This window comes from Pseudomonas sp. NPDC090752 (assembly GCF_055584805.1).
In genome coordinates, this window is the sequence record NZ_JBVJLI010000004.1 from 266,269 (window position 1) to 286,632 (window position 20,364).

Annotated in this window: 16 protein-coding genes; 14 read left to right on the forward strand and 2 right to left on the reverse strand. The window is 55.3% G+C overall.

Going from position 1 to position 20,364, the window contains the following annotated elements; translation table 11 throughout:
- The first annotated feature begins 52 nt into the window (after nucleotides 1-52).
- Complete coding sequence (locus ACZ6YA_RS08490; protein ID WP_465896659.1) at nucleotides 53-3,499, forward strand: glycosyltransferase; 3,447 nt, start codon at nucleotides 53-55, stop codon at nucleotides 3,497-3,499.
- 165 nt (nucleotides 3,500-3,664) lie between these two features.
- On the opposite strand, the gene ACZ6YA_RS08495 is transcribed toward ACZ6YA_RS08490, so the two are convergent.
- Nucleotides 3,665-4,858 carry an alginate O-acetyltransferase AlgX-related protein gene (locus tag ACZ6YA_RS08495; protein WP_465896660.1) on the reverse strand — a complete coding sequence of 398 codons (1,194 nt, stop codon included), beginning with the start codon at nucleotides 4,856-4,858 and terminating at the stop codon, nucleotides 3,665-3,667.
- A 60-nt stretch (nucleotides 4,859-4,918) separates the two neighbouring features.
- Complete coding sequence (locus tag ACZ6YA_RS08500; protein ID WP_465896661.1) at nucleotides 4,919-5,518, reverse strand: acyltransferase; 600 nt, start codon at nucleotides 5,516-5,518, stop codon at nucleotides 4,919-4,921.
- A gap of 431 nt (nucleotides 5,519-5,949) precedes the next feature.
- On the opposite strand from ACZ6YA_RS08500, the gene rfbB reads away from it, so the two are divergent.
- The 13 genes from rfbB (at nucleotide 5,950) to ACZ6YA_RS08565 (ending at nucleotide 20,272) form a co-directional block, all read left to right on the forward strand.
- On the forward strand, nucleotides 5,950-7,050 hold the full coding sequence (rfbB, locus tag ACZ6YA_RS08505) for a dTDP-glucose 4,6-dehydratase (protein WP_465896662.1): 1,101 nt from the start codon (nucleotides 5,950-5,952) through the stop codon (nucleotides 7,048-7,050).
- On the forward strand, nucleotides 7,047-7,949 hold the full coding sequence (gene rfbD, locus ACZ6YA_RS08510) for a dTDP-4-dehydrorhamnose reductase (protein ID WP_465896663.1): 903 nt from the start codon (nucleotides 7,047-7,049) through the stop codon (nucleotides 7,947-7,949). Before rfbB ends, rfbD begins: the two co-directional genes overlap by 4 nt.
- A gap of 12 nt (nucleotides 7,950-7,961) precedes the next feature.
- On the forward strand, nucleotides 7,962-8,843 hold the full coding sequence (gene rfbA, locus ACZ6YA_RS08515) for a glucose-1-phosphate thymidylyltransferase RfbA (RefSeq protein ID WP_465896664.1): 882 nt from the start codon (nucleotides 7,962-7,964) through the stop codon (nucleotides 8,841-8,843).
- Complete coding sequence (rfbC, locus tag ACZ6YA_RS08520; RefSeq protein WP_465896665.1) at nucleotides 8,843-9,391, forward strand: dTDP-4-dehydrorhamnose 3,5-epimerase; 549 nt, start codon at nucleotides 8,843-8,845, stop codon at nucleotides 9,389-9,391. The genes rfbA and rfbC overlap by 1 nt, the downstream gene beginning before the upstream one ends.
- A 137-nt stretch (nucleotides 9,392-9,528) precedes the next feature.
- A complete protein-coding gene (locus ACZ6YA_RS08525; protein WP_465896666.1) occupies nucleotides 9,529-11,556 on the forward strand; it encodes a hypothetical protein in 2,028 nt (675 codons plus the stop codon).
- A gap of 539 nt (nucleotides 11,557-12,095) precedes the next feature.
- Nucleotides 12,096-13,085: an FAD-binding oxidoreductase gene (locus ACZ6YA_RS08530; protein ID WP_465896667.1), complete on the forward strand. Its 990-nt coding sequence runs from the start codon at nucleotides 12,096-12,098 to the stop codon at nucleotides 13,083-13,085.
- Nucleotides 13,086-13,097: 12 nt separating this feature from the next.
- Nucleotides 13,098-13,871, forward strand: a complete 774-nt coding sequence (rfbF, locus tag ACZ6YA_RS08535) for a glucose-1-phosphate cytidylyltransferase (protein WP_465896668.1) — start codon at nucleotides 13,098-13,100, stop codon at nucleotides 13,869-13,871.
- 7 nt (nucleotides 13,872-13,878) lie between these two features.
- Nucleotides 13,879-14,964, forward strand: a complete 1,086-nt coding sequence (gene rfbG, locus ACZ6YA_RS08540; RefSeq protein ID WP_465896669.1) for a CDP-glucose 4,6-dehydratase — start codon at nucleotides 13,879-13,881, stop codon at nucleotides 14,962-14,964.
- Between the two features lie 28 nt (nucleotides 14,965-14,992).
- Entirely contained in the window at nucleotides 14,993-16,306 is a 1,314-nt protein-coding gene (gene rfbH / locus ACZ6YA_RS08545; RefSeq protein WP_465896670.1) for a lipopolysaccharide biosynthesis protein RfbH, read from the forward strand.
- A 2-nt stretch (nucleotides 16,307-16,308) separates the two neighbouring features.
- Nucleotides 16,309-18,024 carry a thiamine pyrophosphate-binding protein gene (locus ACZ6YA_RS08550; protein WP_465896671.1) on the forward strand — a complete coding sequence of 572 codons (1,716 nt, stop codon included), beginning with the start codon at nucleotides 16,309-16,311 and terminating at the stop codon, nucleotides 18,022-18,024.
- Complete coding sequence (locus tag ACZ6YA_RS08555) at nucleotides 18,021-18,956, forward strand: NAD-dependent epimerase/dehydratase family protein (protein ID WP_465896672.1); 936 nt, start codon at nucleotides 18,021-18,023, stop codon at nucleotides 18,954-18,956. The genes ACZ6YA_RS08550 and ACZ6YA_RS08555 overlap by 4 nt, the downstream gene beginning before the upstream one ends.
- Nucleotides 18,943-19,347 (forward strand): GtrA family protein, encoded by a 405-nt coding sequence (locus ACZ6YA_RS08560; RefSeq protein ID WP_465896673.1) that lies wholly within the window; start codon nucleotides 18,943-18,945, stop codon nucleotides 19,345-19,347. Before ACZ6YA_RS08555 ends, ACZ6YA_RS08560 begins: the two co-directional genes overlap by 14 nt.
- Entirely contained in the window at nucleotides 19,340-20,272 is a 933-nt protein-coding gene (locus ACZ6YA_RS08565) for a glycosyltransferase family 2 protein (RefSeq protein ID WP_465896674.1), read from the forward strand. Before ACZ6YA_RS08560 ends, ACZ6YA_RS08565 begins: the two co-directional genes overlap by 8 nt.
- Nucleotides 20,273-20,364: the final 92 nt, after the last annotated feature.

The window sequence follows — 20,364 nt, forward strand, 5'->3', positions numbered from 1 at the left end:
TAACGCTGAGATACGGCAAAGCTAAAAACACTTACAGGGATGAGCTTTACTTATGATCAGTCACAACATTAAGGCCAATAAATCTGGTCTTTTCGGGGCAGTTGATGACATTCGCGCATCAGGTGCATCCGGCTGGCTAATTGATACTTCCAGCATCACGACCCCTCACAAAGTCAACGCATTTTTGAATAACCAGCTGATTGGATCGACCAACACTTCGATTCTTCGCAAAGACATCAGTACAATCGTAAAGCAAGATGTTTACTGTGGATTTCATATTGAGTGGGACTCAGCGCTTCTGGCCAAGGCCATCTCTGGAACGGACAACGGCACTGAGCTCGAACTGAAGTTTGAACTGGATGGCGATGCACGGCTGATCAGCGCACTGCACACACCCAGCACCCAAGAAATTAAATCCTGGCTGACACTGAACAAAATATTTGGAAATCTGGACTGCATCGATGACAAGCTGATCGCTCACGGTTGGGCTATTGACGTTAGAGAGAAGGGTAAAACCAGAGTCGAGCTCTACGTGGACGATCACCTCGCAGCCGCGTGCGAAGCCAAATCAGCTCGACCGGACCTTACAGCACTTAAGCCCTCCCAAATACTCTCGGGCTTTAAACTTGGCATACCCGCCTTAGCTATAACCAACCTCTGCTTTAACATTGACGCACGGGTGGCTGGCCAACCCCTCCCAGGCTCGCCGTTGAAGATCGACCTCTCGCGCAAAGTCAGTATAACCTCACCCCGCATTGAGAAAGGTTACCTCACCGCCCAACTGCTCGATTGGCCGGGCAATGAAATTTCGGCGGAGCTGCATGTCAACGGATCCTTTGAAACTCATGTAATATTTAAAAAACCTGAAGATCAAGCAGGTACTGATGAGGCGGCAATCTGCTCATGGAAAATCCCGGAACGCCTCTCGGACGGCAAACCGAAAGTTTACGCCATTGTAATAAAAAGCTCAGATTCACTTGTTCGCAGTGATGTGGCACACCTGTCACACCCACAATATAAAATTCATCTAGATTCCGCCTCGCTTCATGGCATCAGCGGCTGGAGCTTTAGAGAGGACAACGATCACGCACTAAGGCTTGGCCTCTTCCAAGAAGGCGTATTGATTGACACAACGAAGTCGGATATTGACAGACCTGATGTTCACGAAGTTCACGCGACCCTCCATGAACAGTGCGGCTTCTCTTTTGCCATTACGCAAGATGCAGCAAGCAATCAAGCCATCTACACGATCAAAGACCTCGACACGAATATAAGCATCGCAAATGTTTATATTTCCACGCCGTATGAGTCACTGACAAATCTTGCCTATGAGATATCCAAGACGGCGACTTCCGAAAACCTGGCTCTATTGAAAACACTCCTGTCTCGCACTATCGCCCAGCAGAAAGACTCGAGCTCATTTACGGTAGAGCTCATGCCTCAGCGCGAGGATAAGACCTGCAAAGACTCCATAGATATTATTATCCCAATCTACGGCGGTGCAGCCGAGACAATCGAATGCATAGAAAGTGTACTGACGGCAAAGAACAACAAAAAAGCAAGATTCGTACTCATCAATGACTGCACTCCCGACCCTCTTATCAGCAACTATCTGAGAACGCTTGAGTCGCGCAATCTGAATGACTTCATGATTATCCACCGCACTTCAAATGGCGGTTTTTCTGAAGCGGTGAACATCGGTTTCAGTATTGCAGGGGCAAAAGATGTCATTCTGCTGAATGCGGATACCGTGGTGCAGGACTTCTGGATTGATCGGATGTGTGCGGCGGCTGAACTTGATAATAGAATCGGCACGATCACGCCGCTGTCCAATAACGCCGAAATTTGCACCGCCCCATACATGTGCAAGTCATTGAATATATCGGACATTGATTTCGCTCTACACGTCGACAAAAAAGCCTCCACTATTAACAGCAAGAAGATCATTGACATTCCAGTCGCGATCGGCTTCTGCATGTATATTCGACGCGAATGCCTCAATGAAGTTGGCTACTTTGACGCGGCTAAATGGGGAAGAGGTTACGGCGAGGAAGTAGATTTCTGCCTTAAAGCGACTGCGCTGGGATGGCGTCATACCATGCTGGGCGACACGTTTGTCGTTCACCGAGGCAATGTTTCATTCGGCGATGAAAAGCTCGAACGCGTGAAGGAAAGTGCTAGAAAGATATCGGAAATCTATCCATTTTATGATGGATTAATTCAGCGATTCATTACTGCAGACCCGGGCCGGGAAATCCGTAGAAGCCTGAACTTGTCAGTCATCTGCGACTTGCTACCAGGCAACAGAATCTTGCACCTTTGTCATGGCTTCGGCGGTGGCACAGAGCAGTATTTGCAAGATATGGCAAAATTAAACAAGCAAGAAAACTTCGCTCCCATCCTGCTAAAGTTTAATGCCGATGGCTCTTCCACATTGAATTTCGACCTGACAGGACTTGATCAGAACGGATTCTTTGTCAAAGAGCATCAAGAGCACTACCTGGCGACTGAAACAACCTGCTTGATGAAAGACCTAAAATCACTCAGGCTTACACAAGCTCATATTCACTCTCCATATGGCGTCCCTGCCCGCCTTTTTGATTGGATGATTGAAGAATATTCTTACTCGGTAACCGTACATGATTACTCATGGGCAGTACCGCACGCAACGCTGTGCCCAGGCGGGAATAAATACTGTACTGAGTCGACCACTCAAGAATGCACAAGCTGCATGAAGCTTTATGAGCCTCACCCGGGCCTCAAGCACTTCTTGACGAGCGATGAAGACTTTTCCGCCTATCGAAGTAACTTCAAGACACTCTTCGCCAAGGCCGATATCATTTTGACCGGCGCTAGCGACGTCAGAGATCGAATGATGCGCTTCGGCATGCCTGGGAATTACAAAGTCGTCCCTCATGCTGCACCCGAGTGTTCTCCGTATCATAAAATAGAGGCATTGCCTCCCGCCTCCCCTTCAGGCGTTATAAAGGTGGCGCTTATCGGAGGGATTAGTGACATCAAAGGCTATTATACGCTGGCGGATTGCGCCCGCGAAGCAGCCTTCAGAAACCTGCCCATTGAATTTATAGTAGCTGGGCACACAATGGACGATCACCGCCTACTAGGGCTCAAAAACGTCAGAATTCTTGGAAAATATAAAGACGAAGAGCTTTATTCGCTACTGGCCTCGAACCGACCACACCTGTCGTTCTTTCCAAGCAATTGCCCAGAAACCTTCTCGTATACATTGAGTCACGCTCTTCGATTTGGTCTTTGGCCTGTCGTTTCAAATATCGGCGCCACAGCCGAGCGCGTGGAGACTAGCAAGTTCGGGACGGTATACGATCGAGCGACACCTACACTCGACTTGCTGCACTTGCTTATCGACGAGGGATTGAAGAGTATGCAACGAGGGGGCACACTGCCAAATAAAAAATATACTACCTACCCGAGCACCTATAGCGAATACCTCGCCATGGAAACCCAAAAAAGCCATTAACTTTCTAACAAGCTAACACGCTATCGACAGGGCGACATGCTCGCCGCACTGCCCTGTCGACAGTTATACTTCCACCCCTGATGGGCCGAAGCAAACCCATTACCATGCTTAAACCCTATAACGTGAAACCCCTGCCCCCCCATTAACTAATATCGAAACTTTATGTTATTTTTTCGCCGCTGTTTTTTTTGCATAAACACTCACATCAATGAAAGGAGCTGGCGGCGACACAATGAAACGCTGATTGGTTTGCAAAACAACAATATCAGGGCAAAAATCCTCAACGACGCCTTTGTCCACACCACCTGTCGTATGTACGAACATTACTTCCTCAAACAGATTTGCGGCATGGGTCAACATGTAATTACTCGAGCTACCACCAAAAACAAGTAATTTCTTCTTTGTTTCAGCGCTTGAATTTTCATAACGCTTCACATTGCCATGATTAACAATATTGTTATTACTCACCAGTTCTGACGTTTGTGATGCTAGCGTCTTAAGCCGCACCGACTTAACGACAGGGGAAACCTTGTCCCCCAGATCCCCTCTCATCGTGACGACTTCGTAGCTAGGCTTCACACCGGCCAACTTGTCCTCCCCCATCGCCAGCAATGCACTTGATAACGCCAAGTTTGCGCCATGATCGGTCCAGTGAGTTTCTGCTGCATCGTAACAAAGATATTTATGGGCACGCAGTTGGCCCAGAGGCCAAGTTATAAACTCACCGTGCGACGAGAGCCATCTATCAACCAGCGTTCTACGTGCTCTAGCGAAGGGGTACTCCTCCGTCATGACCTCCTCTTTAGAAGGTGCCAACAGAAACGTATAACTACACCGCCCACGAAGATAAGAATCGACGGCTGAAAAATAGTTAGCCCAACCACTGTCCCAGTCCTTAGACACTTGCTTGACGCCCTGAAACTGCGCCACACTCCCGTTGGTATCCTTATCGAGAAAGACCCAACCAGAATCACCGATAATGACATCGGGAGTTACTATATCCAGACGCGCTGCACTAACAAACGCCCCGCCTATCACCACCCCTAACTCAAGCGATGCACTAGCAACCTCTAACTCAGATTTAAATCCGCAATAGGGTTGAGTTAAGCCTTCGATTTCGCTGGGTTCACGGTGCTTCTTGAGCACATCCCGCCGGGAAACACTGAGCTTGACCTCATGCATGCGCTGGCCATCTTTTACACTTAAAGCAACAACGTCATGCTCCTCATTGCCGAGCACCCATCCCTCAATGAGTATTTTTATCTTTTCCTGATTTACCGCCAACAGCCTGACTGAGTCCAAGAACCACTTGAAAATAAAATCATTATTTTTTGTCAAACTATGCTTAGCATCAAACATGAACACCTCATGACCAGCCAATCGCTTCGACCACCGCACGCTGAATTGACCGAATAAACTTCATATTAGCGCAATATTCCAATTCACACCTGTTCTCACGACGGCTGCAGGCACTCCCACGGCTACGCAATTTTCTGGTATGACTTTGGTAACCACAGAGGCAGCTCCAATTACCGTGTCATTGCCAATTATCGAGCCCTTCATGACCTTCACCGAAGACGCCAACCAAACATGCTCCCCTATTATGACATCTTCAGCCGGATTGATCCGCCCTCCTGTCGCCACGTCAACAATACTGTGCATATCGCTTGTCATAATACTTACTTCATTAGCTATCAAGCATCTGTCCCCAATGACAATTTTTGATGGTTCATGCGCATACAGCCTGGATTTCCAAGTACAAGAGACCCTTTTCCCCACTTCCACCCGACAGTCATCAGCGCAATAGATATCAATACTTGCCAGCTTTGAGTCCGCCCCAAGATGCACTGTGCACCCGCTGCCCACCACCACTGAGGCAGAGGTCAGTACGCAACCCCGCTCAATCCTCAAGAAATTCCCATTTCCTTTGAAGACAATCCGAGCCGTCGAGCTTTCCTCCACACCCGGATCTATCTCAACACAATTACCTGTGCCTTTATCTAAAATTGTCAACGCCATGACTACCCCCCTTGCACTATCCAACTAACTGCGACGCACACCCCGCGCGTAACACACAACAATTCACAATCACACCCCACACAAGATAGAGCCTATGCCAAAATATTGCAAGCTTATAACTAACCTTTCGCGATGCACAAATTATGCCTCATTTTTATACCCTACTTAACATGATACCTACACTAAAAATCATCCCCGCCCAACCTTCACAACAATGCATTGCTTCAGCCACACCACGCTAAGTCATTGCGCAATCTAAACAATCAGACTCACTATCAATTCGACTTTGCCCACTCAGCATATTGATACAACACCGCTTAACCAAGATCATAATAGTAGTCTCCAAAGCAATAGCGCATTACAATGTCCGCGAGGCTGCCGGCTCCGCGTAGGCGCCTAACCTGAACCACTGTTAACCCCAAGGATGCCCCATGATCTTAGTCACAGGAGGAGCCGGCTTCATCGGCTCGAATTTCGTTCTCAAGTGGTGCGCTGGAAGCGAAGAGCCCGTTGTTAATCTCGACGCACTGACCTACGCCGGCAACCTCGCCAACCTGCAATCGCTGAAAGGCAACGCACAGCATCATTTCATCCAAGGCAACATTTGCGATGCAGATCTGTTGGCCGACCTGTTTGCCGAATACCGCCCCCGCGCAGTGGTGCATTTCGCTGCCGAGTCTCACGTCGACCGCTCTATTACCGGCCCCGAAGCATTCGTCGAAACGAACGTAGTCGGTACCTTCCGCCTCCTGGAAGCCGCACGGGCACACTGGAACAGCCTCGAAGGTGCCGAAAAAGAAGCCTTCCGCTTCCTCCACGTCTCCACCGACGAGGTCTACGGCACCCTGGCCCCGAACGACCCGGCCTTCACCGAAACCACGCCCTACGCGCCCAATAGCCCATACTCGGCGAGCAAGGCTGCCAGTGACCATCTGGTACGCTCTTACTTCCATACCTACGGCATGCCGGTGCTCACCACCAATTGCTCAAACAATTACGGCCCGTTCCACTTCCCGGAAAAGTTGATCCCACTGATCATCGTCAACGCCCTGGCCGGCAAGGCGCTGCCTGTTTACGGCGACGGCCAGCAGATCCGCGACTGGCTGTATGTCGAAGACCACTGCTCGGGCATTCGTCGCGTTCTGGAAGCTGGCGCGTTCGGCGAGACCTACAATATCGGTGGCTGGAACGAGAAGGCCAATATTGACATCGTCAAAACGCTCTGCGCGCTGCTTGATGAGCTGGCTCCTGCTGCTGATCGCCAGGTGATCAACCAGACGACTGGAAAGCCAGTTGAAAACTATGCCGAGCTGATCACCTACGTGACTGACCGCCCGGGCCATGATCGTCGTTACGCGATCGATGCCCGCAAGATTGAACGCGAGCTCGGTTGGAAGCCTGCGGAAACATTCGATACCGGTATCCGCAAGACCGTCGCCTGGTACCTGGCCAACCAGGAGTGGGTGAAGGGTGTCATGGACGGCAGTTACCGTGACTGGGTAGCGCAACACTACGGAGCGAGCAAAGCGTGAAGATACTGCTGCTGGGCAAAAACGGTCAGGTAGGTTGGGAGCTGCAACGCGCACTGGCCCCCCTCGGCGAAGTGATTGCACTGGATCGCCAGGGCGGCGATGGCTTGTGCGGCGACTTGGCCAACCTTGATGGCCTGGCTGCCACTGTGCGCCAGCTGGCTCCTGACGTCATCGTCAATGCGGCGGCCTATACGGCAGTGGACAAGGCCGAGAGCGACCAGGCCCTGGCCACGCGTATCAATGCCGAAGCACCTGGTGTCCTGGCACGTGAGGCGGCAGCACTGGATGCATGGTTGATCCACTACTCTACCGATTACGTTTTCGATGGCAGTGGCCAGTCACGCTGGCTGGAAGAAAGCGCTACGGGACCATTATCGGTGTATGGCCGCACCAAGCTCAATGGTGAGCACGCCATCGAGGCGAGCGGTGCCCGCGCCGTAGTGCTGCGCACCAGCTGGGTGTATGCTGCGCGCGGCCAAAACTTTGCCAAGACCATGCTGCGACTGGCTGCGGAGCGTGATGCGTTGAACGTGGTGGCGGACCAGTTTGGCGCGCCCACGGGTGCGGACCTGATTGCTGATGTGACCGCACATATTCTGCGCCAGGTCAGCGGCGAAAACGGCGCTGAGGACTTGACCGGCACTTATCACTTGGCGGCAGCAGGCGAAACCAGCTGGCATGGGTTTGCCCAGTTCGTGCTCGCCTATGCAAGCCATAAGGGTGTTGCGCTGAAGGTTGCTGCCGAGCAAGTGGGTGCGATCAGCACTGAGGCTTATCCAGTACCCGCGCCACGGCCACGCAATTCGCGCCTGCATCTAGGTAAACTTGAAAGCACTTTCAAATTGAAGATGCCGCTTTGGCAGCAAGGCGTGCAACGTATGTTGGATGAAATTCTGTAAATAGGGACTCCCATGGCTCGTAAAGGAATTATTCTGGCTGGCGGTTCGGGCACACGCCTTCACCCCGCCACACTGTCGGTTTCAAAGCAGTTGTTGCCGGTGTATGACAAGCCGATGATCTATTACCCGCTCAGCACGCTGCTGCTGGCCGGGATTCGGGACATTCTGATCATCTCCACCCCGCAGGACACGCCACGCTTTGAACAACTGCTGGGTGATGGCAGTCAGTGGGGCCTTAACCTTACCTATGCTGTGCAACCAAGTCCGGACGGACTGGCACAGGCATTTACCATCGGTGCCGATTTTATTGGCAACGACACGTCGGCCCTGGTGCTGGGCGACAACATCTTCTATGGCCATGACTTCCAGTCGTTGCTGCTCAATGCTGGCCAGCGTGAGACGGGCGCCTCGGTGTTCGCTTATCACGTCCAGGATCCTGAGCGCTACGGCGTGGCCGAGTTCGATGACACCGGCCGTGTCCTGTCCCTCGAAGAAAAGCCGAAGGTTCCGAAGTCCAACTACGCGGTTACCGGGCTGTACTTCTACGACAACCAGGTAGTGGATCTGGCCCGAGGCTTGAAGCCCTCTGCCCGTGGCGAGCTGGAGATTACCGATCTCAACAACCTTTACCTGCAACAAGAGCAACTGCAGGTAGAAATCATGGGCCGCGGCTATGCATGGCTGGATACAGGCACCCATGACAGCTTGCTGGACGCCAGCCAATACATCGCCACCATGGAACGCCGCCAGGGCCTCAAGGTCGCCTGCCCCGAAGAGATCTGCTATCGCGCCGGCTGGATCGATGCCGAACAGCTCGAACGCCTCGCTCAGCCTTTGCTCAAGAACGGTTATGGGCTGTACCTGAAAAATCTGCTTAAAGAGAAAGTGTTCTGATGAAAGCATTACCTCTGGCCATCCCCGAAGTCATCCTGTTCACCCCAACCGTCTTCGGCGATGACCGCGGTTTTTTCTACGAAAGCTTTAACGCCCCCATCTTCAGTGAAGTCACCGGCCTGCAGCCAAACTTCGTACAGGACAATCATTCGCGCTCTGCCAAAGGCGTGCTGCGCGGCCTGCACTATCAGTTGGCACCACACGCGCAAGGCAAGTTGGTGCGTGTGGTTCAGGGCGAAGTTTTCGATGTGGCGGTGGACATCCGTCGCTCATCCACAACGTTCGGCAAATGGATCGGCGCGGTGCTGTCTGGCGACAACAAGCAACAACTGTGGATTCCGCCAGGTTTTGCCCATGGCTTTGTCACCCTGAGTGAAACGGCCGAATTCCTGTACAAGACGACCGAACTCTACTCGCCTCACAGCGAGCGTTGCATCGCCTGGGATGACCCCGAAATTGGCATCGAGTGGCCAATCGATTTCACGCCCAGCTTGTCCGGCAAGGACCAACTGGGTGTGGCACTTGCGAACGCCGAAGTATTCGACTGAGTGAATAACGGGGCTGTGCATTATTATTCACAGTCTCGACTTTTTACTCGCGTCGCGATTCTGCCCCTCCAAAGATGACCCGCCACCAAGCCTGTGGTTGAATGCCAGCCATTCGACCCGCGATGGATGCTCCCAGTATGGCAAGGCTGCTTCCCCACGTTCCATCAACCCAAGATACCGTCAGTGGCCAATTAGCAGCCCTACTCGCAGTAATTGCAGGCGTAATCATCCTCGCGGCCGGTATCAGCATGCTTGCGCTGCACTTTCACCTGGGCAGCAATCCATACGTTCCGGTCTTCGCCCAGCCCAGGGTGGAAACGCCCAGCCAACTGAACCCGGAACCGATAGAAAGACTGGTGTTCGTCATCCTCGCCGCACTTACCCCCATCGCTTTGGTCGTACTGGCCAAGGTGCTCAAGAGCGTCCGCCTCAGCCCTCGGCTCAATTTGCCAGCGATTGTTCTGTCAATCATGGTCATGGTGCTTCCGTTTATGGCTTCGGACTTTGCAGAAGTCATGTTCTTCCCCAGCAGCGTCTCAGGCATCAGCGAGGTCACGATATTGCTTGGAGCAGCTTTGCTCACAGGGGGGACGGTGGCGAGTAGTTGGTTAAGTCGTGCGAACCGGCAATCATCGTTGATGCTGTGGATGAGCATGGCCTGCATTGCCGCGTTGTTGCTGCAGGTCTTCCCTTATCGCCTGGCTTCTGCAACTACGGTCACCGTGTCCAACACCTGGTCGGTCAGTTACGACGCCGCTACCTACGCGTTAAGCCAGGTGGTGGCCGGCAAAACATTGCTGGCAGACTTGCCCTCGCAATATGGCTTGTTCCCTGAACTCATCGCCCCCCTGTTCAAAGCGATCGGACTCAGCGTATTTACAGTCAGCAGCTTTTTTATCACCCTGCAGGTGATAGGCCTCCTCGCTATTGCGTTCATCATGCACATGCATGTGCAAAACCCGCTGCTCCGCCTGACAGCATTTCTATGTATTCTCGTGTCCACCGGCCTGTTCCTTTACCTGAACGGCTACACCGAAGAGATTTACCTGCAGTACTACCCCATCCGCTTTATCTGCCCCGCCTTTACCCTGTGGCTGTTTACCCGCTATAGCAACCGCCCTACTCGTCTGCAAGAGGGGCTACTTGGCGTTGCCGCCGGGATCTCGATTTTCTGGAACCTGGACTCTGGTATTCCTGTGCTGATTTCCGTAGGTGCAGCGCTCGCCGTCAAGTCCTGGTTCAGCGCTTCTGACAAGTTCAAGGCGATAGTGCCCGCTCTGGTGTTTACCAGCGCTGCCATTGTGACTATTGCGCTGCTGTTGGCGGCCTTGAGAACCAAGGCAGGAACGCCGCTTGGCATCATGGAAGCACTCAGTTCACAAAAACTGTTCTACGGGGCGGGCTTCATGATGCTGCCGCTGCCGTTGTCGCCACACCCTTGGCAAGTGGTGATTGCCGTGTATGCGGCAGGCATGATTGCCGCACTCGCAGGTTGGAGACGAGGCAGCACAAGGCCGGTCTATGACATCCTGTTCTGTACATCGCTGCTGGGCGTTGGGCTCTTTACTTATTACCAGGGCCGTTCCCACATTTTTTGTCTCCTGATGGTGCTCTGGCCGGCGTTGATCGTGGCGGCCATATTGTGTGATCAGTTGTTGGCGGCGGTCAGCCAACGCTTAATTGCACCGGTGTTTCTGTCGCTCGCCCTCCCCTTTATATTCCTTGCAAGCCTCGGAGCCGTCACGCTGGCCTCTTCGGGAAAGGGTCTAATACAGACAGGTATCGTCAATCTGAACAACCTTGGCACTCCCAAGGACAAAACCGTCGCCAATGAGCTGGAATTTCTGCATGCCACCGACCATGGCCGTAACTGTCTGATCTTGGCCCAGCGTCAAGCCATCTATCACGCCGAGCTCAACACCGCGTCTCCCCTCCCCGGGCCAGGCCTCATTGAAACACTGCTGAAATCGGATTTCGACAAACTGCAGTCAGCTGCGCTCAGTCCACAGCTCAAATGCATCTATCTTGGGGTGGGTCCTAACTCGCAAACCCTGGTCAAACTGGATGAAGATCGAATGTTGGCCCACTACGCCGTTACCAGCATGAACAGCCTCAACACGCTGTGGCTTCTGGAACCTAGGCAGGTCATTACAACGGGCAAGTGATCTGGCCGGCCATCCGGCAGAAGGCATGACTCGCTCCCCCCGCCTCGCACCTGAATGCAACGAATAATGCACGCCATCGACACCTTCGTTATCATGCTTGCCCCTGAACGCGCGAACGTGACGAACGCGCTCTAGCCCACTGCATGGATAAGCAACTCAGCGTGATCAATGGATTTCCTCCAAATGGCCAAGGCGTTACGTGCAGCTCGATTGCCTGCATGTTCACCTCCGAACGCCTCGCACACTCCGCATACCCGAGCATCGCACTGGGTATTGTCCTGTCCGAAAAAGCCTCAGCCGCTCACCGCCCGGCAATTCCAGCACTGAATTCCTTGGCTCGGTGGTAGACTCCCTCACCCAAAGCAAGTTGGGAAGCGTTGCCGCAGCCTCTGCCCTGACAGGCCAGTCTTTCTGTATTGCGTTTCACAGTCTCTTCAACGCTTGGCCATCTTGAAGTATATGGTCGAAGAATTTTTGTCACGGCCGCAGGTGGATAGCTACTTCCTCAGCCCTCAGTAATTTTGAACCCGGTAACCTTCATGGCGTCAGTAAAACTTCAAAATGGGAAGACCTTCAGTTCCGAGCCAGGCACCTCTCTGCTAGACAGTGCCAAGGCGGCAGGCATCACCCTCGAATACAGCTGCCGCACCGGCCGCTGTGGTGTGTGCAAGACCACTGTGATGAGCGGTGAAACCGAAGCCTTCAAGGGCGAAACTTCACTGACCGCCGAAGAACGTGCAGCCGGGATGATCCTCACCTGCTGCCGCCACGCCATAACCGAGGTGGAAATCGACGCCGAAGACCTCGGTGCCCTCGGCGATATCGTGGTCAAGACCGTACCCTGCCGCATCGACAGCATCACTCATCTGGCCGACAACGTGGTCGAGGTTGTGCTGCGCGTGCCGCCTACCGGCAAGCTCACCTACCTGGCGGGCCAGTACCTGGACGTGATCGGTGAAGGTGGCCTGCGTCGCAGTTACTCCATCGCCAACGCCCAACGCGAGGACGGCAAGCTCGAACTGCAGATCCGCGAGGTCGAGCAAGGCATGATGTCGAAGTACTGGTTCGGCAGTGCCAAGCATAACGATCTACTGCGGCTGGAAGGACCACTGGGCACCTTCTGCCTGCGCGACAAAGACGCCAGCACCCTGGTATTCCTTGCCACTGGCACCGGCATCGCGCCCGTAAAGGCCATGCTCGAGCAACTGCTGGGCAACCCCGAGCAGGCCGCTGGCAAGAAGATCTACATCTACTGGGGCGGGCGCACTCCCGGCGACATCTATTGGACGCCACCGCTCGAAGGCTTGAACGCCGAATTCATTCCGGTATTGTCTCGGGCAAGCGACGCATGGGCCGGTCGCACCGGCTATGTACAAAAAGCACTGCTCGAAGACGGTATCGACCTTGCTGACGCGGTGGTGTATGCCTGCGGTTCGGAAGACATGATTCACTCTGCCCGGGACGCGTTGACGGCCGCCGGGTTGCCTGTCAAACACTTTTACTCAGATGCATTTGTAAGCTCAAACTAACAAGGAGCAGTCATGAAAGCAGTCATTTTGGCAGGCGGGCTCGGGACGCGCTTGAGCGAAGAGACCGGTACTCGCCCAAAACCCATGGTCGAGATCGGTGGCAAACCGATTTTGTGGCACATCATGAAGATGTATTCCGCCCATGGCATCAATGACTTCATCATCTGCTGTGGCTACAAGGGTTACATGATCAAGGAGTACTTCGCCAACTACTTCCTGCACACCTCGGATGTAACTTTCAACATGCGTGACAACAGCATGAAAGTTCACGACAAGCGTGCAGAAGACTGGAACGTGACCCTGGTCGACACCGGCGAAACTTCGATGACCGGTGGCCGTCTGCGTCGCGTAGCCGACTATCTTCGTGACGAAGAAGCCTTCTGCTTCACCTACGGCGACGGCGTTGGTGACATGGACATCAGCGCAACCATCGCCTTCCACAAGCGCCACGGCAAGGCCGCGACACTCACCGCAACCTTCCCGCCAGGACGCTTCGGGGCACTGGATATCAGCGAAGGCCAGGTGCTCAATTTCAAGGAAAAGCCAAAAGGCGATGGCGCCATGATCAATGGCGGCTTCTTCGTGCTTTCTCCGCAGGTGCTCGAACGCCTCACGGACGACAGCACGGTCTGGGAACAGGAGCCACTGATGGGGCTGGCCGAAGCCGGCCAGTTGATGGCATTCGAGCATGCTGGCTTCTGGCAGCCGATGGACACCCTGCACGATAAGAATCTGCTCGAGAAGCTCTGGCAGAATGGCACCGCGCCGTGGAAATCCTGGGAATAACGACGATATGAAAGCTTCCGTCTCGGCCGCCTTCTGGAACGGCAAGAAGGTATTTCTCACCGGCCATACCGGTTTCAAGGGCAGCTGGCTGGCCCTTTGGCTGCAAGGCATGGGCGCGCAAGTGAAGGGTTTTGCCCTGGCACCCCCGACCACACCTTCGCTGTTCGAACAGGCCCAGGTCGAGCGCGGCATGGCGGCGTCACAGATTGGCGACATCCGTGATCTGCACGCCATCACCGAGAGCATGACCGCCTTCGATCCGGACATCCTGATCCACATGGCCGCGCAGCCGCTGGTGCGTCTGTCGTACCGCGAGCCGGTGGAGACTTATGCCACCAACGTGATGGGCACGGTTCATGTATTGGAGGCCGCGCGCAAATGCCCGAGCCTTCGCGCCATCGTCAACGTCACCACCGACAAGTGCTACGAAAACCAGGAGTGGGAATGGGGCTATCGTGAAAACGAACCCATGGGTGGCCACGACCCTTACAGCAACAGCAAGGGGTGCGTCGAGCTGATCACCAGCGCCTACCGCAATTCGTTCTTCCACGGCGAGCACGCCGTGGCGCTGGCTTCGGCCCGCGCTGGCAATGTGATCGGCGGCGGCGATTGGGCGGATGACCGGCTGATCCCGGACATCCTGCGCGCAGTTGAACAAGGCAAGCCCGTGGTGGTACGCAACCCCAAGGCCACGCGTCCCTGGCAGCACGTTCTCGAACCGCTCAGCGGTTACCTTGTCCTGGCCCAGCACCTGTGGGAGCATGGCCACGCCGTCGCGCAGGGCTGGAATTTCGGGCCGCGTGACGAAGACGCTCGCCCTGTCGAATGGATCCTCGATCACATGGTACAGGCGTGGGGGGCTGGCGCCAGCTGGCAGCTCGACAACGATCCGCAGCCGCATGAAGCCCGTTATTTGAAGTTGGATATATCCAAGGCCCGTGCTCACCTGAAATGGGAGCCGACCTGGAGCCTGGAAACGACCTTGACCCGCATCGTCAACTGGCACCGAGCCTGGTTACAGGGCGACGACATGCACGAACGGTGCGTGGAAGAAATCAATAGCTACATGGCTGCCATGGCCACTGGCGCCTAACCAATTATTAGCTTGAGCAGGAACTACTATGACCCCCGATATGATCCGTCAGGAAATCAGCCAGCTCGTCGAGCGCTATGCCCAGACCGCCTTGGCTGCCAAACCTTTTGTTGGGGGCGAAACCGTCATCCCTCCTTCGGGCAAGGTGATCGGCGCCCGTGAATTGCAACTGATGGTCGAAGCGTCGCTGGACGGCTGGCTGACCACTGGCCGCTTCAACGCCGAATTCGAGAAGAAACTGGCCGAGTTCATCGGTGTTAAATACCTGATCACCGTCAACTCCGGCTCTTCGGCCAACCTCGTTGCCTTCAGCACCCTGACCTCGCCAAAGCTGGGTGAGCGCGCCATCAAGAAAGGCGACGAAGTCATCGGCGTGGCCGCAGGCTTCCCGACCACCGTCAACCCGATCGTGCAGTTTGGCGCGATTCCAGTGTTCGTCGACGTCGACATGGCCACTCACAACATCGATCCAGAGCTGATCGAAGCGGCCATCACGCCGAAAACCAAGGCCATCATGCTCGCCCACACCCTTGGTAACCCGTTCAACCTGGCTAAGGTCAAGGAGTTGTGCGAGAAGTACAACCTGTGGCTGGTTGAAGACTGCTGTGACGCCCTGGGCGCCACCTACGACGGCAAGCTGGTCGGCACCTTCGGCGACATCGCCACCTTGAGCTTCTACCCTGCTCACCACATCACCATGGGTGAAGGCGGCGCGGTGTTCACCAATAACGCCCAGCTCAAGCTGATCGCCGAATCGTTCCGTGACTGGGGCCGCGACTGCTACTGCGCACCGGGTTGCGATGACACTTGCGGCAACCGCTTCGGCCAGCAGTTCGGCAGCCTGCCACAGGGTTACGATCACAAGTACGTGTACGCCCACCTGGGCTACAACCTCAAGATCACCGACATGCAAGCCGCCTGCGGCCTGGCTCAGCTTGACCGCGCCGCGGAGTTCATCGAAACCCGCAAGCGCAACTTCAAGCTGCTGAAAGAACGCCTGTCGAGCCTGAGCGACTTCCTCGAAATCGCCGAGCCTACCCCGAACAGCGAGCCATCCTGGTTCGGCTTCCCGGTCACGCTGAAAGAAAGCGCCGGCGTCAAACGTGTCGACCTGCTGAAGTTCCTCGACCAGCACAAGATCGGCACCCGTCTGCTGTTCGCCGGCAACCTCACCCGCCAGCCGTACTTCCACGGCGTGGAATACCGCGTCGTGGGCGAGCTGACCAACACCGACCGGACCATGAACCAGACCTTCTGGTTGGGCGTGCAGCCTTCGCTGGGCCAGGAACACTTTGATTTCGTCGGTGAAAAACTGGAAGAATTCTTCGGGATCGGTTTCTAACTATGAAAGCTTCAGATGCAGTGGCAAAAGTTCTGGCGGACCACAACGTCCTCTATGGTTTTGAGCTCATTGGTGGAATGATCGCCCATCTGGTGGACAGTATTAACTTGCTCGGCAAGACCAAGTTGGTATCCATGCACCATGAGCAAGGCGCGGCCTTCGCTGCATCTGCTGTCGCACGTGCGACGCATCACAAGGTCATGGGCGTGGCCCTGGGCACCAGCGGCCCGGGCGCCACCAACCTGATCACGGGCATTGCCGACTGCTGGCTGGATAGTCATCCGTGCCTGTTCCTCACCGGGCAGGTCAACACGCATGAACTGAAGGGTGAGCGACCCATCCGCCAGCAGGGCTTCCAGGAACTCGACAGCGTGGCACTGGTGAGCAGCATCACCAAATACGCGCACCAGGTCACCCATGTCGATGAACTGATTCCGAGCCTTCTCAAAGCGATCCGTATCGCCCGGGAAGGCCGTCCGGGGCCTGTCCTGCTGGACATTCCCATGGACATCCAGCGCGCCGAGATCGATGAGGCGGTGCTGGACCAATTACTCAAGGCGTCGATCAGTGATTCGACGTCCCCCGCCCAACCGCAGCCCAGCTTTGGCGAGGTCTGGGCGGCACTGGCCAAGGCTGAAAAACCGGTGTTCCTGATCGGCGGCGGCGCAGTCAACAGTCCGCTATTCGGCCACTGGCTGAGCCTGGTGGGCAAGCTGGGCATTCCCCATGTCGCCAGCCTGAAAGGCGCCGAAAAGCTGACCGCAAGCGAACATTACCTGGGCATGCTGGGCGCCTACGGCACGCGCGCAGCCAACCACGCAGTCCAGCATTGTGACCTGCTGGTAGTCTTCGGCAGCCGCATGGACGTGCGCCAGACCGGGGCAAAAACCGAAACGTTCGCTGCCAATGCGCACATCATCCAGTTCGACCTGGATGCGGCCCAGCTGGATAACCGGGTGAAAACCCAAACCTCGCTCCATACCGACCTGGACGCAGTGTTTGCCGACTTCATCGCCCAGGCCCACAAACTGCAGCCGTCCCCCGCTGCCTGGCGCACCCGCCTGACGCAGGTGTTCGAGCAGTCATTCGTCGATGAATACCAGGCGTGGAGCCTGAGCCCGTTCGCTTTGCTGAGCGCGCTAAACGACCTTACCGCTGACCGCACGCTGGATTATGTCGCCGACGTCGGCAACAACCAGATGTGGGCCGCGCACACACTGCGCCTGAGCCCCGGCCAAGCCATGCACCATTCCGGCGGCCTGGGTACGATGGGCTTTGCCATTCCCGCAGCGGTCGGTGCCAGCATCGCAGGCAACAAGCCGGTTATCGTCATCACCGGCGATGGCGGTGCGCAGCTCAATATCCAAGAGCTAGACATCATTGCCCGCGATCAGCTACCGATCCTGACCATCGTCATGAACAACCATTCGCTGGGCATGGTGCGCGGCTTCCAGGAGATGTATTTCGAGGGACGAAACTCTTCGACCTACTGGGATGGTTACACTTCACAATTCAAGGCGTTGGGTGAAGCGTATGGCATCCAGTCGTCGAGCGTCATCGACCTCGACGGGTTCAAGGCGGCTGTCAGCGAATTCCTTGCAAACGACAAGCCCATGCTGGTCGAAGTGCTGATGCCGGATGCGCGAGAATGCCGGCCAAGGCTGGAGTTCGGCCGCCCCATCGACGAACAGTCGCCGCTGCTGGACCTGGGTCAATGAGATTAGCGATTCTGGGGGCGAGCAGCCATATCGCCAAGGACCTGGTAGCCAGCATCGCTGAACAGACTGCTTATGATTGCACCCTGTTCGTGCGCGCGCCGGGCTCGCTCGATGCCGAGCTGCGGGCCATCGCCGAACGCAAGGCATTTGCCGTGCTCGACTACGCCGGCTTCGATGCGCAATGCCAGTTCGATGCGGTCATCAACTTCGTCGGTGTCGGCGACCCGGCCCGTGCGGTCCAGATGGGCAAGGAGATCTTCTCCGTCACCGAGCAGTACGACAACCTTGCTCTGGATTACGTGCAGCACCATCCACAGTGCAAGTACATCTACTTGAGCAGTGGCGCAGCCTACGGCACAAACTTCGAGACGCCGATAACCGAGGCCTCGAAAGCGATATTCGCCATCAACGCGCTCACGCCACAGGACTGGTATGGCGCGGCCAAATTCCAGGCCGAATGCCGCCATCGGGCACTGCCTGCGGCGGCGATCGTCGATGTCCGGGTGTTCAGTTACTTCAGCCATCGCCAGTCCGTCGAAGCGCGCTTCTTCCTGAGTGACATTCTGCGTGCTTTACGTGCCGGCACCGTCCTGGAAGTTGCACCGGACGACATGCTCCGTGACTACCTGACCCCAGCCGATTTCCTGCAATTGATCGATCGGATCCTGCAGTCGCCGCCGTGTAACGAAGCAGTCGATTGCTACACCTTGGCCCCGGTCGGCAAGTTTGAACTGTTGGCCGCCCTGGGCGAGGCGTTTGGCCTTCAGCACACCGTTGCAGGTGACCAGGCACGCGTCAATGCCACCGGTCCCAAAGCCCATTATCATTCGCACAACCGCAAGGCCGAGCAGCTGTTTGGCTATGTACCCAGTGATACTTCGCTGAGTGGTGTGATGCGCGAAATCAGGCAGCAGCTGAATGCAAGAGACTAACCAGGCGCCCTCCGTCCTCAGCAGGCTTCTGCGTGTGAAGCTGTTCAGATTCCTGCTGGTAGGTGTCATGAACGCCGCCTTTGGCTACGGCTGCTTTGCCGGCTTCCTTTACCTCGGGCTGCATTACAGCGCGGCACTGCTGCTCGCCACGATTCTGGGCATTGCGTTCAATTTCAAAAGCACCGGCGCTTTGGTATTCGGCTCGAAGAACAACAAGTTGATCTTCAGGTTCGTTGCCGGGTATGGCGTTGTTTACGGCGCCAATGTGGCCGGCATTGCGGCGCTCAAGTTGTTCGGTGTCGACCCGTACTTGGCCGGCATGGCTTTGATCGTGCCAATGGCCCTACTTTCATTCGTCATTAATAACAGGTTCGTTTTCAATTATGCGTAAGCTTATCAGCATAGTGACACCCTGCTACAACGAAGAAGCCAACATTGATGAGCTGTACCAGCGCATTGTCGAGGTCATGGCAGACCTCGATTATGACTACGAACATATCTTCATCGACAACTGCTCCACGGATGGCAGTCACGCCAAGCTGCGCGCCCTTGCGGCGCAAGACAAGCGGGTAAAACTGATCTTCAACGCACGCAACTTCGGCCACATTCGTTCGCCTTACCATGCGCTGCTGCAGGCCAATGGCGATGCCGCCGTGCTGATCGCCTCCGACCTGCAAGACCCGCCGGAGATGATCAAAGAGTTCGTCAAGAAGTGGGAAGAAGGCTTCAAGACAGTCATGGCGGTCAAGCCCGAGAGTGAAGAATCGCGCCTGATGTTCCTCGTGCGCCGCGCTTACTATCGCTTCGTCACGCGCATCTCCGAAGTGCCGCTGGTGCAGAACGCCACCGGTGCTGGTCTGTTTGACCGGGCTGTGCTGGATATCCTGAAGAAGATCGACGACCCGTACCCGTACTTCCGCGGCTTGCTGTGCGAAATCGGCTTCCCGATCGCCACCGTGCCATTCAAACAGCCACGGCGTCAGCGCGGTATTACCAAGAATAATTTCTACACCCTGTATGACATCGCAATGCTCGGCATCACCAACCATTCCAAGGTGCCATTGCGCCTGATGGTCATGGGCGGAGCACTGCTGGCGGGGCTGAGCCTGCTCGCCGCCTTCGGCTTCCTGCTGGCCAAGTTGGTGTTCTGGAACTCGTTCTCGATGGGGATCGCACCTTTGCTGATCTCGTTGTTCTTCTTCAGCTCGGTTCAGATTCTGTTCCTGGGGATGCTGGGAGAGTACCTGGGCTCGGTGCATACGCAGATGCGCAATATGCCGCTTGTGGTCGAAGCTGAACGTGTGAATTTTGATTGAGCGATAGGGACATAGCACTTTGAATTCTCATAACTTTCATGCCAGCGCAGGCACCCTACCCGCCTCCTCTCAACTAGGTTGGCGGCGCATAG

What these genes read in the sequence shown, in the direction of transcription:
- rfbA (WP_465896664.1), top strand. Translation starts at nt 7,962, where the DNA reads ATGGCTCGTAAAGGAATTATTCTGGCTGGCGGTTCGGGCACACGCCTT.
- ACZ6YA_RS08495 (WP_465896660.1), bottom strand. Translation starts at nt 4,858, where the DNA reads ATGTTTGATGCTAAGCATAGTTTGACAAAAAATAATGATTTTATTTTC.
- ACZ6YA_RS08525 (WP_465896666.1), top strand. Translation starts at nt 9,529, where the DNA reads ATGGCAAGGCTGCTTCCCCACGTTCCATCAACCCAAGATACCGTCAGT.
- ACZ6YA_RS08490 (WP_465896659.1), top strand. Translation starts at nt 53, where the DNA reads ATGATCAGTCACAACATTAAGGCCAATAAATCTGGTCTTTTCGGGGCA.
- ACZ6YA_RS08500 (WP_465896661.1), bottom strand. Translation starts at nt 5,518, where the DNA reads ATGGCGTTGACAATTTTAGATAAAGGCACAGGTAATTGTGTTGAGATA.
- rfbC (WP_465896665.1), top strand. Translation starts at nt 8,843, where the DNA reads ATGAAAGCATTACCTCTGGCCATCCCCGAAGTCATCCTGTTCACCCCA.
- rfbH (WP_465896670.1), top strand. Translation starts at nt 14,993, where the DNA reads ATGACCCCCGATATGATCCGTCAGGAAATCAGCCAGCTCGTCGAGCGC.
- rfbG (WP_465896669.1), top strand. Translation starts at nt 13,879, where the DNA reads ATGAAAGCTTCCGTCTCGGCCGCCTTCTGGAACGGCAAGAAGGTATTT.
- ACZ6YA_RS08560 (WP_465896673.1), top strand. Translation starts at nt 18,943, where the DNA reads ATGCAAGAGACTAACCAGGCGCCCTCCGTCCTCAGCAGGCTTCTGCGT.
- ACZ6YA_RS08555 (WP_465896672.1), top strand. Translation starts at nt 18,021, where the DNA reads ATGAGATTAGCGATTCTGGGGGCGAGCAGCCATATCGCCAAGGACCTG.
- rfbB (WP_465896662.1), top strand. Translation starts at nt 5,950, where the DNA reads ATGATCTTAGTCACAGGAGGAGCCGGCTTCATCGGCTCGAATTTCGTT.
- ACZ6YA_RS08530 (WP_465896667.1), top strand. Translation starts at nt 12,096, where the DNA reads ATGGCGTCAGTAAAACTTCAAAATGGGAAGACCTTCAGTTCCGAGCCA.
- rfbF (WP_465896668.1), top strand. Translation starts at nt 13,098, where the DNA reads ATGAAAGCAGTCATTTTGGCAGGCGGGCTCGGGACGCGCTTGAGCGAA.
- ACZ6YA_RS08550 (WP_465896671.1), top strand. Translation starts at nt 16,309, where the DNA reads ATGAAAGCTTCAGATGCAGTGGCAAAAGTTCTGGCGGACCACAACGTC.
- ACZ6YA_RS08565 (WP_465896674.1), top strand. Translation starts at nt 19,340, where the DNA reads ATGCGTAAGCTTATCAGCATAGTGACACCCTGCTACAACGAAGAAGCC.